Origin of the sequence: Enterocloster aldenensis, assembly GCF_003434055.1 — a bacterium.
Classification (GTDB): domain Bacteria; phylum Bacillota; class Clostridia; order Lachnospirales; family Lachnospiraceae; genus Enterocloster; species Enterocloster aldenensis.
Genome location: NZ_QVEX01000006.1, coordinates 24,033 through 40,437 on the forward strand (window position 1 = coordinate 24,033; position 16,405 = coordinate 40,437).

The window sequence follows — 16,405 nt, forward strand, 5'->3', positions numbered from 1 at the left end:
CTTGATATGAGCACAATCAGTTCCCAGGAAATCATCTCCATCATAAAAAGCGAGATTGAGAATTTCGATACCCAGGCCGCCACGGAACAGGAGACGGGTTCTGTTATCTGGGTTGGCGACGGTATCGCCATTGTATACGGCATGGAGCATGCCATGTATGGAGAGATTGTAATATTTGAAAACGGTGTCCGGGGAATGGTCCAGGACATCCGCAAAGATGAAATCGGCGTCATCCTTTTTGGTAAGGATACGCAGATAAGCCAGGGCACCAAGGTGGTACGTACGAAAAAGCGTGCCGGCGTGCCTGTGGGCAGTGGATTTTTAGGCAGGGTGGTCAATGCCCTGGGAGACCCCATTGACGGTCTTGGCCCGGTAAAGGAGGAGGACTACCGCCCGGTGGAGGAGGAAGCACCCGGTATCGTGGACAGGAAGTCAGTGGGTGTTCCCATGGAAACAGGCATACTGGCAATTGATTCCATGTTCCCCATTGGACGGGGTCAGAGGGAATTGATCATCGGGGACCGCCAGACCGGAAAGACCTCCATTGCCACCGATACCATTTTGAACCAAAAGGGCAAGGATGTGGTCTGCATCTATGTGGCAATCGGACAGAAGGCTTCCACGGTTGCCAAGCTGGTCTCCACCCTTAAGAAGGGCGGCGCCATGGATTATACCATTGTGATGTCCTCCACTGCCAGTGAAGCGGCTCCCCTGCAGTACATAGCGCCTTATTCAGGGACTGCCATGGCTGAATTCTTCATGCATCAGGGAAAGGATGTACTGATTGTTTATGATGACCTTTCCAAACATGCGGTGGCTTACAGGGCATTATCCCTTTTGCTGGAGCGCTCACCTGGACGTGAGGCATATCCAGGCGACGTATTCTATCTCCATTCAAGGCTTTTGGAGCGGTCCAGCAGGCTGAGCGATGCAAAGGGAGGAGGTTCCATTACGGCGCTGCCCATCATCGAGACACAGGCAGGGGATGTATCCGCGTATATACCAACCAATGTCATTTCCATTACGGACGGCCAGATCTTCCTTGAGAGCGATCTGTTCTTCTCAGGAATGAGGCCTGCTGTCAATGTAGGGCTTTCCGTGTCACGTGTTGGCGGCGCTGCCCAGACCAAGGCCATGAAGAAGGCTTCGGGCAGTATCCGTATCGACCTGGCGCAGTACCGGGAGATGGAGGTATTCACCCAGTTCAGTTCGGACCTGGATGAGTCAACCAAGGAACAGCTGGCCTACGGAAAGCGTCTGATGGAACTGTTAAAACAGCCTCTGGGACGGCCCCTGAGCCTTCACGAACAGGTCATCACGCTCTGCGCGGCAACCCATAAGGTGATGCTTACCGTGGATGTGGATAAGATTAAGGAATTCCAGATGGATATGCTGGGATGGTTCGACGTGAAGCATCCTGAAATCGGCCAGGAGATTGAAGAGAAAAAGAACCTGACAGATGATTTAGTACAGAGAATCGTGGACGCTGCCAACCAGTACAAGGCGTCCGTATAACCGGGAAGAGGGAGAGAATATGGCAAATGCAAGAGAAATCCTGAGCCGTATGAAGAGCGTCCAGGATACCAGGAAGATTACCAATGCCATGTACCTGATTTCCTCCACCAAGTTAAAGAAAAGCAAGAAGCTGCTGGAGGAGACAGAGCCTTACTTCTATACGCTGCAGGATTTAATCCGCCGTATCCTGCGTCATATGCCGGATGTGGAGCATTTTTACTTTAATCCCAGAAGCGAGATCAAGGGAGCAGACAGGACAAAGGGCCTTATTGTCATCACAGGTGATAAAGGGCTTGCAGGTGCTTATAACCACAACGTGCTTAAGATGGCCCAGGAGTGGATGGAACAGGGCGATAACCACCGTCTTTATGTGGTGGGGGAACTGGGACGCCATTATTTTGCCTCCAAGCACATACCGGTGGAGGAGCAGTTCCATTATACGGTACAGAATCCCACCATGCACAGGGCCAGGCTGATATCCTCCACTGTGCTGGAGGATTATGAGCAGGGACAGCTGGATGAGGTATGGATCCTTTATACCCAGATGATTAACAGCATGAAGATGGAGGCCGAGATTGTCCAGCTGCTTCCTCTGAAGCGGGAAGATTTCAGCAACATCGTGATTCCGCCTGATATCATCCAGGAGGAGATCCAGATGGTCCCATCACCCAGCGCGGTCATGGATAACGTGGTGCCCAACTATGTGACGGGTTTTATTTTCGGCGCGCTGGTGGAATCCTTCTGCAGTGAGCAGAATGCCAGGATGATGGCAATGCAGTCGGCCAGCGACAATGCCAATGCCATCCTCAGCGACCTTTCCATTGAGTATAACCGTGTAAGGCAGGCAGCCATCACCCAGGAGATAACGGAAGTAATCAGCGGTGCCAAGGCACAGAAAAAGAAACATAATTCGTAATGAACCAGGAAAGCCCACAATGAATAGAATCGTGGAAACGTATAGAAATAAAAGGAGGCAGCCATGAGCAAGGGAAAAATCATACAGGTCATGGGACCTGTGGTTGACGTGGCGTTTGAAGATGAAAACCTTCCCCATATAAAAGATGCCCTGATTGTTGACAACCAGGGAAAGAAGTGTGTCATGGAGGTTGCGCAGCATGTTGGCGGCAATGTGGTCCGCTGCATCATGCTGGCATCCAGCGACGGGCTTTGTAAGGATATGGAGGTGGAACCTACCGGGGCAGGCATCAAGGTACCGGTAGGAAAGAAGACCCTGGGCAGGCTGTTCAATGTCCTTGGTGAAACCATTGACGGGGGACAGAACCTGGACGATGAGGATAAATGGGTCATCCACAGGGACCCGCCTTCCTTTGAGGACCAGAGTCCTGTGGTGGAGATGCTGGAGACAGGCATCAAGGTCATCGATTTGCTGGCCCCATATGCCAAGGGCGGTAAGATTGGCCTTTTCGGCGGCGCAGGCGTTGGCAAGACCGTCCTGATCCAGGAACTGATTACCAATATTGCAACCGAACACGGCGGTTATTCCATTTTTACCGGAGTGGGGGAGCGTTCCCGTGAGGGCAATGACCTCTGGACTGAGATGGGGGAATCCGGCGTACTGGAAAAAACAGCCCTGGTATTCGGGCAGATGAACGAACCGCCGGGCGCGCGTATGCGTGTGGCTGAGACCGGACTTACCATGGCAGAGTATTTCAGGGATGTGGAGCATCAGAATGTGCTGCTGTTCATTGATAATATCTTCCGTTTTGTGCAGGCAGGCTCCGAGGTTTCCGCCCTTCTTGGACGTATGCCCTCAGCGGTTGGCTACCAGCCCACCCTGGCAACAGAGGTAGGTGAGCTTCAGGAGAGGATTGCATCCACCAAGAACGGCTCCGTTACCTCGGTACAGGCCGTATACGTGCCTGCAGATGACCTGACGGACCCTGCTCCGGCAACCACCTTTGCCCATCTGGATGCAACCACGGTGCTTTCCAGGAAGATTGTGGAACAGGGCATATACCCGGCAGTGGATCCCCTGGAATCCACTTCACGTATCCTGGAAGAGGATGTGGTTGGGAAAGAGCATTATGAAGTGGCGAACAAAGTACAGCAGATGCTTCAGAAATACAAGGAACTTCAGGATATCATCGCAATCCTTGGCATGGAGGAACTGTCTGAGGAAGATAAGCTGACAGTAAACAGGGCCAGGAAGATCCAGCGTTTCCTGTCCCAGCCATTCCATGTGGCTGAGAACTTTACAGGCGTGCCTGGCAAATATGTGCCTGTAAAGGAGACCATCCGTGGTTTTAAGGCCATTATCGAAGGCGGGATGGATGCGTATCCGGAAGCCGCGTTCTTCAATGTGGGCACCATAGACGAGGTTGTGGAAAAGGCCAAAACCATGGAACACAGCGAATCCTGAGGTTTGGCGGACACATAGAAAGGAGCCCGGATATGTCTACATTTTGGCTGAAAATAGTTGCCAGCGACCATACTTTCTATAATGGAAACTGTGAGACGCTGGTGGTTCCTGCCCATGACGGTGAGATGGGTATCCTTCCCCACCATGAGGCCATGATCCTGGCCGTCCAGGAAGGTGAACTGCGCTTTCGGGTACCTGGGGAAACACAGTGGCGGGAAGCCATTGTGGGACGGGGAATCGTTCAGGTGGCCAACAACCGTGTGACCATGCTTGTGGATACGGCGGAACGGCCGGAGGATATCGATGAGGTAAGGGCCAGGGAGGCGCTTGAGCGGGCCGAGGAACAGCTGCGGCAGAAGCAGAGCCTGCGGGAGTTCAAGATGACCCAGGCATCCATGGCCAGGGCGCTGTCAAGGCTTAAGGGAAGCCATCTCAAGGAACTGAGATAAAAAACATTGGGATAGGACCATTGAAATATGAAGACCAAAATGGCTGCAGGCAGGACCTACAGCCATTTTGAATTCTGGATTAAAAAATTGCAGAAATCCATGACAATCGGGTTTTCCCTGCCATGGGGGGAGCACATAAGGATGATCTGGCGCCGGCAGACCTGGTCCTTGATGGGCAGGAGCTTTACCGGGGACCGGGGGGACAGGGGACCCCATTCAGCGGACAGGGGGCCCCAGGAATACTGCGGCCAGAAGCCAATGCCCAGCCCGGCAGCAATCAGGTTCCGCACCGACTCCGTGGTGTCGCTTTCAAAGATTACCTTTGGTGTGAAATCAGCTTCTGAAAAATAGCTGTTGCATATCTGCCGGATGGGACGTGAGCCGGCCAGGCAGATATAACCTGCATTCTTGGTATCGGTCAGCCGGATTGAATCTTTATCCCCATAAGGGGAGTGGGTGGGGACGGCCAGATACAGGTCCTCCTCCAGCATGACCATGTAATCGGAATATTCTTCACTTTTAATGTCGGAGCGTATGGCAGACACACACAGGTCAAAGTCCGCATTGGTATCGGACTGGTACAGCTGGAAGTTCACATCCGGCCGCAGGGTACGGTATGCTATGATCCGGTTGGTAATCAGGGTGGAAGCTGCCAGCAGCTTCAGATGGATGGTATGGCTGGACAGATACTGGCCCGCCTTAAGTTCCCCTGGAATCCGGTCCAGGGCGCTTATGATCGGAATCAGCCGTTTTTGCAGCAGCCGTCCGGCATCATTTAATTCAATACTCCGGTTTTTCCTCTCAAACAGCGGGATTCCCAGTTCGCTTTCCAGCCTGTGTATGGCCTGGGACAGTGCGGGCTGGGCAATCTGAAGGTGCTCGGCAGCCTTTGTCATGTGCTGGTATTCTGCGGTTGTAAGAAAATAGCGTAATTGTAATAATTCCATTTTTTACCTCTGCTTATTCTTTTGTTCATCAATCATTATATAACACATTGCCTTTTTTTGCATGGAAAATTTGCCTGGGGCGTATCTGAGAAACATTCCCATCTAAATATCTTGAAAATCCATTGATATAGTGTTAGAATAATAGACGTAGGTTAGCAATGACTAACTAAATAACGATGTTTATAACCAGGAGGCGCCCGATATGAGCAAAGAAACCCTGCATCTGCTGCTTAGGATGAACCATGACCGATTAGAAACACAGATTGCACTTCAGTGCGCGCCGCTGCTGACCGGGGTGAAGATATCCAATCTCCTTACTGTCACAAGCCACAGGAAGCAGGAGGCAGCGGGACTGTTTGAAGGAACCGCAGTATCCTGTTACATGCTGTATGAATCCAGGGAAAAGACAACCTTCCTGCTGTATTTAAGGTCCGGGCTTATGGAATACCTTGCAGAAACGGACGTAAAAAGGCTGATGGAACGTTTTGGGTATCATGCCATGAAGCTGGAACGGATTCTGGAACGTGTTTCAGAAAAGTATACGTCACACATGGACGGAACTGGCGGATTCCCCCATGAAATCGGACTGCTTTTGGGATACCCGCCCGCGGACGTGCTGGGATTCATCCAGAACAATGGCCGGAACTATCTCTGCACCGGGTACTGGAAGGTTTATTCCAACCAGTCAGAGTGTAAGCGGATCTTCAGGGGATACAGCCAGGCGCGGGAAATGCTTATACATATGGTTTCCCGTGGGATGGGGATAGGGGACATTCTAAAAATCCATGGATTACACCAATATAAATCAATGACAATTTAGGAGGAAGGCAATATGAGTAAGTTAATGGTAGTATACTGGTCACAGACAGGCAACACAGAAATCATGGCCAATGCGGTGGCAGAAGGTGTGAAGGAGGCAGGGAAAGAAAGCGCTGCCGTGGAGGTTTCATCCATGACCCCGGATGCGCTGAAGGATGCGCCTGTGTTTGCGCTGGGATGCCCGGCCATGGGGGCTGAAGTCCTTGAAGAGGATGAGATGGAGCCATTCATGGCCAAAGTGGAATCCTTTGCCAAAGGAAAGCAGATTGGCCTGTTTGGTTCTTACGGCTGGGGAGACGGACAGTGGATGCGCGGCTGGGAAGAGCGTGTGGCAGGCGCAGGCGCGGCTGTTGTGGGCGGACAGGGGGTGATTGCCCAGGAAACCCCGGATGAGGATGCGCTTTCAAAGTGCAGGGAATTAGGACGCAGTTTAGCTGGCTTCATGCCGTAATAACAGCATTGGAATCGGATGCGGCAAGAGATACAACATGATGTCAGGGATTTTCTTAGGGATTTGAGGGCCCTCCGGCCGGCTGCATGGAATGCGGCCCCGCGGAGGGCCTTTCTATGAGGTTTTATATGTGGGAGGGGAAGAATGATTGCATTTTCAGGGATAAAATGATATGGTATAGGGAGTAAAACGTAAACGCGGCGGCTGTCCTGGAAAACCATGGACGGCTGGAAAAAGGGGAATGAAGCGTGTTGGAAGAGATTAATCCATACCATGTAAAAGACAGGGAGCACAGGGGCAGGGATACCATCCTGATTGTTGATGATATTGAGGTAAACCGTATCATACTGCAGAGTATATTTGAAAGGGATTATAATCTGCTGGAGGCGGAAAACGGGGAACAGGCAATGGTGCTTCTTAAGCAGTACCACGGAAACATTGCTGCCGTGCTTCTGGACCTTGTGATGCCGCAGAAGGATGGTTATCAGGTCCTGGCTGAGATGAATGACCTGCATCTTTTGCCGGAATGTCCTGTTATCATCATCACATCTGAGGACTCTCCGGACAATACGGTGAAGGCCTTTGACCTGGGGGTTTCGGATATTGTGATGAAGCCCTTTGAGCCGGTAGTTGTTAAGCGCAGGGTGGAGAACAGCATTGCCCTCAGCCGGAACCAGCAGGACCTTCAGGAGCGGATTGATGAGCAGGCTGCCCGGTTAATGGAATCCAATGCAGTGATGATTGACGCATTATCCGCCATCATTGAGTACAGGAGCGTGGAAACGGGCCAGCACATACAGCGTATCCGGATGTTTACCAGGATATTGCTGGAGGAGATAGCGGGGAACTTTCCGGAGCTGGGCCTGGACCGCCGGCAGATTGATATCATATCCAGCGCCTCATCCATGCACGATATCGGCAAGATTGCCATACCCGATACAATCCTCAACAAGCCTGGGCGGCTGACAGAGGAAGAATTTGAAATCATGAAAAGCCATACCACAAAGGGCTGCGAGATGCTGGTGAACCTTGACCGCATGGGGGACAGGGAATATCTGAAATACGCCTATAACATATGCCGCTATCATCACGAACGCTGGGACGGCAGGGGGTATCCTGACGGGCTTCGCGGAGACAATATCCCGGTCTGCGCCCAGGTGGTAGGCATTGGGGACTGTTATGACGCCCTGACTTCCGACCGTGTGTATAAGAATGCCATCCCCCCTGCCCAGGCAGTCAATATGATATTGAACGGGGAGTGCGGTACCTTTTCCCCCTGGCTTCTGGAATGTTTTAAGAACGTAAAGGTCACATTTTCCAAGCTGTCCGGCGAGTACAGGGATGGACAGATACAGAAACAGCCAGCCATCAGCAAGGATATACGGCTTTTGGGGGAGGGCGACGGGGATATGAGGCAGATGGGCCGTCAGAAATATCTGACGCTGCTTAAATATGTGGATTCCACGGTTGTGGAGGTGGATTTTAACACCGGCGTCTACCATGTGGTCTATCTGTCCAACCATGATTTTGACGGCCTGAAATCCGGGGGCAGCTTTAAGGAAGCATTTTATCATTTTGTGGAAACAGCCGTCCACCCAGGGGACAGGGATATGGCCAGGGCCCTTATGGGGACTTATATGAAGGATTTCATGAAAGAAGGATTTAATAAAAGAAGCCGTAACTACCGTGTGTATAACCAGGTGGAGCAGGTTTACCGCTGGTGCCGGGCCACCATGCTCCGCATCAATACAGGAAACCCGTACCAGAAAAAAGCCCTGATTATCTGGGAAGAACTGGAAATGGAGGAAGATGCGGTCCCGGCCAGCAGCACCATGCAGCTGAGGATGTTTAATGATGCTTTTTTAAGCCATATGATTGGATGTGTCCTGGCCTGCCTTAACGACAGGGAGTTTACCATTGTGGAGACCAATGGCGGCATGAAGAAATTGTTGGGTTACAGTGACGAGGAAATGAAAACCCAATTTGACAGCAAGTACCTGAATATGATTTATCCCGCCGACCGCAGCCGGATCCTGGAGGAGACAGGAAGACAGCTTAAGTCAGGCAACTCCGTTGAACTGGAATACAGGCTTACTGCGAAGGATGGAAGGATTATCTGGGTCCTGGAGCGATGCCAGTCCGTTACCGGAAAGGACAGCATGGAGTATCTGGTATTTGCCCTTATGGACATCACTGTGTCTAAAAAGGACCAGGAAGAACTCCGCCTGTCCCTGGAACGTCATAAGATCATCATGGAGCAGGCAGAGGATACCCTGTTTGAGTGGGATACCCAAACGGACACAGTCACCTATTCTGCCAATTTTGAGAAAAAGTTCGGATATACCCCTATCATGAAAAATTTCAGTAAGCGCATCCGGTTCGTATCCCATATCCATCCGGCTGACATACCGGAATTTACAAACATGCAGCAACTGCTGATGAAGGGGATGCTTTACAGGGAGATTGAATTCAGGCTTTCCGATGCAGCGGGACGGTACCGCTGGTGCAGGCTCCGTGCCTCTTCCCAGTTTGATGCAGCCGGAAAGGTAAGCAGGGTAATCGGGATGCTGGCCGACGTGGATGAGCAGAAGCGGGCTGAGGAGGCCCTACAGTATCAGGCGGACCGGGATGAACTGACACAGCTCTATAACCGCAGGACGGCAAGAAGGCTGATAGAGGCCATATTGGAGGAACCATGTGTCCAGGGATACAGGGCCCTGATGGTCCTGGATGTGGATGACTTTAAGAAAATCAATGACAGCAATGGCCATATGTTCGGGGACAGTGTGCTGAGGGCTGTGGCTGATATACTGACCCGGCAGTTCCGCAGTGAGGACATCCTTGCAAGGATAGGAGGGGATGAGTTCCTTCTTTTCATGTCCCATGTCCCGGATGTGAAGACCGTTGAAACACGCATGTCCATGGTCCTGGAATCCATTCAGGACATGTGCCTGGAGCAGGGCATGGTAATCCACCCCAGCTGCAGCATAGGGGCTGCCTTCCAGCCCTTGCACGGCAATGATTTTGACACATTGTTCCGCCATGCCGATACAGCCATGTACGGGGCAAAGGGAAAGGGGAAAAGCTGTTTCAGGATTTACGATGCTTCTTTGCGCATGCCGTCAGATTTAGGCATTGAAGCCTGAAATTTTATGTGAAATATGCCCATATGTCCTTTTTTATGAACCGTCTGTTTCCTATAATGATTCTATCAAATCTGATGGCAACCGGAAGCATTGTCAACCCACTTGTGGAGAGCGCGTCCGGTGCTGATGTAAAACATTCCATCATTCATGGCAGGCTTGTGATGAAGGACCGGCAGCTGTTAACCATTGATGAAGAGAAGGTGCTGGCTGAGGCAAAAGCAGTAATGGGAGGCCATGGCTTCTTTGCAAAGCAAGGCGCCTACTGCGGCTGATTCACCGCGTTAAGCGCTGCCTGGGCGGTCCTGGCAGCCTCATTGAGGGCCTCCCTGGCAGGGATGTCCTCAATCTCCACTTGGTCGGCGGCAATGGCCAGGGCATCGAAGATTTTGCCGCCCGTGGGGTCCACCGGGTCAGGGGAGGCGTGCATGGCCTGGGATATGGGAACCAGGGCATGGGGATTGTGCTCCGTGTAGGACCGGTATTCCGGGATTTCCAGTGTGCTCTTCCTTACCGGTATGTAGCCGGTGGCCATGGACCACTTTGCCTGTTGGGATGCGTCTGCAAAATACCGGATGAACTGGTAAGCGCCGTCCATGGTTTTATCCTTGCCCGTATCAATCATCACCAGCTGCAGGACCCTGGCCACTGGCGCAGGTCCATGCTTACCAAAGCCGGGCTGTTCCATGGCCCCCACCTTATGGAAGTCCAGGTCGGCCTGGTCGCCGGAGGAACCGGTATACCCGCCGGCCTTATCCTGGAGCACGTCGCCCATTGTGTCATACCAGTATTCCCAGCCCTGTCCGCCGTAATGGACAGCCATGATTCTGTCTTCATGAATCCATTTGCGGACAGCTTCCCAGGAATCCACCCAGGCATCCGTGTTAATAAGTACCTTCCTGCCCTCCTCATCTATCATGGATCCGCCGTTGCTCAGGGCCATGTCAATCAGGTTATCTTCCCCCCACATGGGTTCCCATCCATAAGCCGCGCCGCCCGTGCTTTCTTTTATGACCCTGGCCGCGTCGGCCAGACGTTCCCAGGTATCCAGTCCTTCGGGCCGGATTCCGGCTTTTTCAAAAAGTTCCCGGTTATAGTACATGACCTGGGTGGTGCCGTAAGCAGGCATTGCATACAGGATTTTGTTATTGTCCAGACACTGGTTGTAGAAAACAGGGATGAAGTCATCCTGGTGAAAGGAGGTATCCTGCTGCGTATAGGCGTCCATGGGAACCAACAGGTCCTTCTGCATAAGGCTGCGGGATTTGTCAGAATCCAGCAGGGCAATATCAGCGGCATTGTTCCCTGCAATCCCGGCCTGCAGCTTGGTGTAGGTCCCGTCATAATCCTCCTGCCGGATCCCTGTTACCTGGTATTGGTCCTGGGCCTGGTTAAATCCATCGATGATGTCATCCATAACACCAGCCGCCGTCTTACCGCCGGAATACCAGAATGTAATCTGCACTTTTCCGTGGGCAACCACATCCTTTGCCTGACCCGAAGCATTGCAGCCCGTCATCAGCACGCAGCCTGAGACTAAGGATACTGCGGTAAGGATCTTGCCCTTAAGCCTGCTGTTAAACCTGAATATCATGTTCATTTACGATTCCTCCTGTTATGTCTGTTTGAAGTTAGTTGTACCGGGGTCTGTTTGAAAATTCATTCCCGCCATCTGCCCTAAGGAATCCACCGTAGGTACCCCTTAGTGCAAAGCACGCCCTGGGTTCACCCCTTACACCCATAATCCGTGATTCCCATGACAATCCAACGCCAGGCAGAGATAAAAACCGCCAGCAGGGGAAGGACGGCAATGGTCCCGGCTGCCATCACCAGGGACCACTGGGTGCCGTATGCGCCTCCCTCATAGAGAAACCGCCTTAGGCCCTGGGATATCAGGCTTAAATTGGGCGAATCCGTGATAAGGGACGGCCACATATAGCTGTTATAGGTGTTGATGAATGATAAAAGGATGAAGGTCATGAAGGAGGGCCGGGTCATGGGTACTATGATCCTTGTGAGGATGGAGAGATGTCCGGCCCCGTCCATCCTGGCCGCCTCCATGGTTTCCTTAGGGACGGCCTCAAAGGCCTGATGAAGCAGGAAAATACCGAACACGCTGACGCCATTGGATAATATCAGGCCCTGATAGCTGTCTAAAAGCCCCATCCTGGATAATATGATATAACATGGGATGTAGGTAACGGCCGTGGGCACCATATAGGTAAAAAGGACCAGCCGGAAAAGCATATCCCTGCCTCTTATTTTCATGAAGGTTACCGCGTAGGTGAAAAGGGCGCAGCACACAAGCTGGATGGCAGCCTCTGCAAGGGATACAAAAAAACTGTTTGCAAGGTATCCCGGAATTGGTGAATCAGCCAGGATGGAACGATAGTTCCCAAACTGGGGGACAGAAGGCAGGAAGGAAGCCGTGTCCAGCACCTCTTCCTTGGTCTTAAGTGAACTGACAGCCATCCAGAGGAAAGGGAATGCCGTGACACAGCAGGTGAATCCCAAAACAGCATGGACAGAGGCGCGCCGGATGATCCGCGCACATGGAATGGCTGGCCGGGTCATGATTGTCCCTCCTTATTCAGCTTAAGCTGGACCAGGGCCAGGCTGATGCCTATAGCCATAAGGATGACCACGGCCGCAGCCCCGCGGCCCATATCAAACTGTTCAAACCCCAGCTGGTAATACAGATAGAGCAGCGTCCTGGTACTCCCCGCAGGTCCGCCCTGAGTCAGTATCTGGATCTGGTCATAGGCGCGCAGGGAATCAGCTGTCATGATGATTCCGATCATAAGGATTGCAGGCCGCAGGATTGGGAGTGTGATATGTACAAACCGGTTCAGGCTGCCTGCGCCGTCAACAGAAGCAGCTTCATAGAGTTCTGCGGGGATCCTGGACAAGGCCCCGGCAAAAAGCAGCATCACATATCCAAGGTTCTTCCACACGGTTACAAGGGCAACGCTTGCCAATGCTGTTGAGGAACTGTGGAGCCAGGGAAGTCCGGCCATCCCCAACTGACGCAGGATGGTATTGGCCAATCCGCTGTCCGGTTCAAAAATCCAGGTCCATACAATGGACACTGCAACGGCCGGCGTGATCCAGGGTGAAAAGATGATCAGCGGGTAGATGGTATGCCTGCCGGCTGAATAAACAAGCATGGCCAGCAGCAATCCAAGGCATGTGACCGGGATTACGGTTTCCAGGGCAAATAACAGCGTATGGATGAGTGCATCCTGAAAGGCTTTGTCCCTGAACAGGGAACTGTAATTCCCCAATCCTGTCATGTGGAAGCCCGAAGTCATATAGTCCCAGTCCGTGAAGCTGATTCCGATGGACGCCAGGATGGGGATAACCCAGAACAGGACAAGGAATAGGAGGGCCGGTGCCGTAAACGCGGCAAATATAAGCCTTGGCTTTAATTGTTTCTGGAAATAGGATGGGTGCATATGTGATTCCTCCTGGATTAAATGTTCAAAAATATTAAAAATTATAAAATGTTGAACACGAGAAATGATAGCACGTAATCCATATATTGTCAATATATTGTTCAATTTATTTGGAAATAGTTAAAAAATGAAAGTGACAGATGCAAATAACCATTCCATGACGGGATGGTTATATTGGACCGGCCATTGAATACAGAAAGGGTTCTATATTTATGCCAGGGCATTTGCTATAATAGTGGGAAAGGCAGTGCACGCTGTTTGACAGAGGGGAGGACAAAATGATATACTTCACTTCAGACCTGCATTTTTCCATGGAATGACAGCCATGCTTTGGATAAGAAAATTGAGATTGCAGATATATGAGGTAACTCCGTTCCAGGGCGTGTTTGGGAGGCGGTAAGATATGGGCCTGATATACCGTGGCCGCATCCAGGAAAAATAACGGAAGGTAGTACTGGCATGATTTCAAAAAAGGGAAAACGGAAACTGGAATTCCAGGGGAATACATATTATTGGCATATCAAAGAAGACCGGGATAAGAATCCACGGATTCACATTTCCTCTGAAGATAAATCTTTTTATCTGACATGCGGATTCGACCGGGAGATTGGGGTTGGGACCCGGCATATTAAGGCGTTTTTATCCGGATTTCTTGCAGATAAGGGCGAAAGGACTTCTTCACGTCCATGACGTCAGAGGGCTGGATTATGTTTATGTGGGCGGGATTGACGGCTGTGATGATCTGAACCAGACCGCACAGGCTTCCATTAAGGCATATTATGAAAGACAGGGACTGCTATATGATATCCATCGGGAACTTAAAGGCCGCTGATATCAGTGACCCCGGACTTCTCTCTGAAATGGAGGCAGCCATGAAGCCTGAGTATATCATCCTGTTTCCGGATGCGCTAGAGGTCGCCTTCCCACAGGGAACACTGCCCAGCCAGGAATACAGCTATGTGGTCGGATTTGATTATGATAAGGAACTTAAGGCTGTCCTCCAGCCTTGGGCTGTGCCGGACTCCAGGCAGGGTGTGGGGAAAATAGGAGAAAATGGAATTATAGGTGTTTCTGAACTGTATTTCCGGACAGGTTTTTGGTATAATAGAAGAAAGTTTTTGCATGGGCTTTGATTACAAATTTACCAAGGGAGGGGCACTGCCATGTTTTTAGTTGTTAAGCGGGACGGAGAGACCGTGGAGTTCCATCTGGAGAAAATATCTTCAGCCATAAAGAAGGCGTTTAAGGCAACAGGAAAGTCCTACACGGATGACATCATCGACCTGCTGTCCATCAGGGTAACCTCTGATTTCCAGAAGAAGATGCGGGATGGCCGTATATCGGTAGAAGACATCCAGGACAGCGTGGAGAAGGTCCTGGAGGAATCCGGGTACACGGAGGTGGCCAAGGCATATATCCTGTACAGGAAGCAGCGCGAGAAGATAAGGAACCTGGAAAAGACCACCCTGGATTATAAGGACGTGGTGGACAATTATGTAAAGGTGGAGGACTGGCGGGTAAAGGAGAATTCCACCATCACATATTCCGTGGGCGGGCTGATACTGAACAATTCCGGCGCAGTGACAGCCAATTACTGGCTGACAGAGATATATGACAAAGAGATTGCGGATGCGCACCTGAACGGGGATATCCACATCCATGACCTGTCCATGCTGACCAGCTATAGCTGCGGCTGGTCCCTGAAAAAGCTTCTGATGGACGGTCTGGGCGGTATTACAGGGAAGATTACGGCATCTCCTGCAAAGCATCTTGCAACCCTCTGCAACCAGATGGTCAATTTCCTGGGAATCATGCAGAATGAATGGGCTGCCTCCCAGTCATTTTCATCCTTTGACACATATCTGGCGCCTTTTGTAAAGGCGGACAGCCTGTCCTACGATAAGGTTAAAAAGTGCATGGAGGCATTTGTATTTGGTGTGAACACCCCCAGCAGATGGGGGACCCAGGCGCCGTTTTCACACATTTCCATGGATTTTAAGGTGCCAAAGGACATGGCCGGGGAAAAGGCCATTGTTGGCGGGAAGAAGATGGGATTTACATATGGGGAGTGCCAGGATGAGATGGATATGGTAAACCGGGCCTTCCTGGAAACCATGCTGGAAGGGGACGCCAATGGCCAGGGATTCCAGTATCCCATCCCGTCTTATGGGATTAATGCGGATTTTGACTGGTCGGACACGGAGCAGAACCGCCTTTTATTCTCACTGGCATCCCGGCATGGAACGCCGTATTTCATTAACTATGTAAGGGGCGGTGCAGTACAGGGGGAAGACAGGGTTACCTATGGGGATGACAGCCGGGATTTACGCGTGCTGCACAAAAAGGCCGGAGGATTTTTTGGCTATGGCGAGCACACAGGCGCTGTCGGCGTTGTGACAGTCAATCTTCCAAGGATTGCGTACCAGTCAAGGAATGAGGATGAGTTCTATGGGAAGCTGGACCATATGATGGATGTATCCGCCCGTTCCCTGGATATTAAACGGAGGGTGGTGGGCAATCTGTTAAAGGGCGGGCTATACCCGTATACGGCCTGTTATCTTGAGGATTTTTCCCACCATTTTTCATCCATCGGCATCATCGGTATGAATGAGGCAGGGTTAAATGCGTCTTGGCTGAAAGCAGGCATGGAATCAGAACAGACAAGGCGGTTTGCGGAAGATGTCCTGAACCATATGCGGGAAAAACTGGTGGGATACCAGCTGGAATATGGCACCCTATATGGATTGGAGGCAACACCGGCGGAATCAGCCACCTTCCGTTTTGCCAGGCTTGACAGGGAACGGTTCCCTGCGCTTAGGACAGCGGGCCGGGAAGGGGATGCGCCGTATTATACAAACAGTACCAAGCTTCCTGCGGATTATCCCGTATCCCTTGAGGATGCGCTGATGAACCAGGACGCGCTGCAGCCCCTTTATACCACGGGGACAGTTTTCCATGTGTATGTGGAACAGGAGCTGGAGGACTGGAGAAAGGCAAGGGATGTGCTTCACAAGGTCATTACGGAGCATGATATCCCCTGCTGCACCTTATCCCCGGTCTATTCCATCTGTCCATCCTGCGGCTATCTGCGGGGAAGCCGGGAGGTGTGTCCAAAGTGCGGGGCTGCTGCGGATGTCTACAGCCGTATTGCCGGATATTACAGGCCGGTACATGACTGGAATGACGGCAAGGCACAGGAGTTTAAAAACAGGATAATGTTCCGTATCTGAACACATGGAGAAGCCA

The 16,405-nt window shown here is 51.5% G+C and carries 15 protein-coding genes; 11 read left to right on the top strand and 4 right to left on the bottom strand.

The window, feature by feature from the left end:
• The first annotated feature begins 6 nt into the window (after positions 1–6).
• The 4 genes from atpA to atpC all read left to right on the top strand — a co-directional run bounded on the left by atpA (position 7) and on the right by atpC (position 4,344).
• Positions 7–1,515, top strand: coding sequence for a F0F1 ATP synthase subunit alpha (atpA, locus tag DWX59_RS13570; RefSeq protein WP_117559772.1), 1,509 nt, complete (start codon positions 7–9; stop codon positions 1,513–1,515).
• A 19-nt stretch (positions 1,516–1,534) separates the two neighbouring features.
• Positions 1,535–2,431: an ATP synthase F1 subunit gamma gene (gene atpG, locus DWX59_RS13575; RefSeq protein ID WP_117559773.1), complete on the top strand. Its 897-nt coding sequence runs from the start codon at positions 1,535–1,537 to the stop codon at positions 2,429–2,431.
• 63 nt (positions 2,432–2,494) lie between these two features.
• Complete coding sequence (atpD, locus tag DWX59_RS13580) at positions 2,495–3,895, top strand: F0F1 ATP synthase subunit beta (protein WP_117559774.1); 1,401 nt, start codon at positions 2,495–2,497, stop codon at positions 3,893–3,895.
• 32 nt (positions 3,896–3,927) lie between these two features.
• Positions 3,928–4,344, top strand: a complete 417-nt coding sequence (atpC, locus tag DWX59_RS13585; RefSeq protein ID WP_117559775.1) for an ATP synthase F1 subunit epsilon — start codon at positions 3,928–3,930, stop codon at positions 4,342–4,344.
• 56 nt (positions 4,345–4,400) lie between these two features.
• Here atpC and DWX59_RS13590 read toward each other — a convergent pair whose 3' ends face one another.
• On the bottom strand, positions 4,401–5,291 hold the full coding sequence (locus tag DWX59_RS13590) for a LysR family transcriptional regulator (RefSeq protein ID WP_117559776.1): 891 nt from the start codon (positions 5,289–5,291) through the stop codon (positions 4,401–4,403).
• A gap of 202 nt (positions 5,292–5,493) precedes the next feature.
• On the opposite strand from DWX59_RS13590, the gene DWX59_RS13595 reads away from it, so the two are divergent.
• The 4 genes from DWX59_RS13595 (at position 5,494) to DWX59_RS13610 (ending at position 9,979) form a co-directional block, all read left to right on the top strand.
• Positions 5,494–6,111, top strand: coding sequence for a DUF3793 family protein (locus tag DWX59_RS13595; protein WP_117559777.1), 618 nt, complete (start codon positions 5,494–5,496; stop codon positions 6,109–6,111).
• Between the two features lie 12 nt (positions 6,112–6,123).
• Positions 6,124–6,561, top strand: coding sequence for a flavodoxin (locus DWX59_RS13600; protein ID WP_117559778.1), 438 nt, complete (start codon positions 6,124–6,126; stop codon positions 6,559–6,561).
• Positions 6,562–6,809: 248 nt separating this feature from the next.
• Positions 6,810–9,707, top strand: coding sequence for a diguanylate cyclase domain-containing protein (locus DWX59_RS13605; protein WP_117559779.1), 2,898 nt, complete (start codon positions 6,810–6,812; stop codon positions 9,705–9,707).
• A 56-nt stretch (positions 9,708–9,763) separates the two neighbouring features.
• Positions 9,764–9,979 (top strand): hypothetical protein, encoded by a 216-nt coding sequence (locus DWX59_RS13610; protein ID WP_235845048.1) that lies wholly within the window; start codon positions 9,764–9,766, stop codon positions 9,977–9,979.
• Here DWX59_RS13610 and DWX59_RS13615 read toward each other — a convergent pair.
• The 3 genes from DWX59_RS13615 to DWX59_RS13625 form a co-directional block, all read right to left on the bottom strand.
• Entirely contained in the window at positions 9,967–11,304 is a 1,338-nt protein-coding gene (locus tag DWX59_RS13615; RefSeq protein ID WP_117559780.1) for an ABC transporter substrate-binding protein, read from the bottom strand. The genes DWX59_RS13610 and DWX59_RS13615 overlap by 13 nt on opposite strands.
• Positions 11,305–11,429: 125 nt before the next feature.
• On the bottom strand, positions 11,430–12,278 hold the full coding sequence (locus tag DWX59_RS13620; protein WP_117559781.1) for a carbohydrate ABC transporter permease: 849 nt from the start codon (positions 12,276–12,278) through the stop codon (positions 11,430–11,432).
• Positions 12,275–13,159 carry a carbohydrate ABC transporter permease gene (locus DWX59_RS13625; protein WP_117559782.1) on the bottom strand — a complete coding sequence of 295 codons (885 nt, stop codon included), beginning with the start codon at positions 13,157–13,159 and terminating at the stop codon, positions 12,275–12,277. The genes DWX59_RS13620 and DWX59_RS13625 overlap by 4 nt, the downstream gene beginning before the upstream one ends.
• 613 nt (positions 13,160–13,772) lie before the next feature.
• On the opposite strand from DWX59_RS13625, the gene DWX59_RS29030 reads away from it, so the two are divergent.
• Genes DWX59_RS29030 through DWX59_RS13635 form a run of 3 tightly spaced genes read left to right on the top strand, consistent with a single transcriptional unit; the run spans position 13,773 to position 16,389 of the window.
• Complete coding sequence (locus tag DWX59_RS29030; protein ID WP_173906176.1) at positions 13,773–13,991, top strand: hypothetical protein; 219 nt, start codon at positions 13,773–13,775, stop codon at positions 13,989–13,991.
• Positions 13,939–14,292, top strand: a complete 354-nt coding sequence (locus DWX59_RS13630; protein WP_173906174.1) for a hypothetical protein — start codon at positions 13,939–13,941, stop codon at positions 14,290–14,292. The genes DWX59_RS29030 and DWX59_RS13630 overlap by 53 nt, the downstream gene beginning before the upstream one ends.
• Before the next feature lie 30 nt (positions 14,293–14,322).
• The gene (locus DWX59_RS13635; protein WP_117559783.1) at positions 14,323–16,389 is read left to right on the top strand and encodes a ribonucleoside triphosphate reductase; all 2,067 of its coding nucleotides are present in this window, start codon (positions 14,323–14,325) and stop codon (positions 16,387–16,389) included.
• Positions 16,390–16,405: the final 16 nt, after the last annotated feature.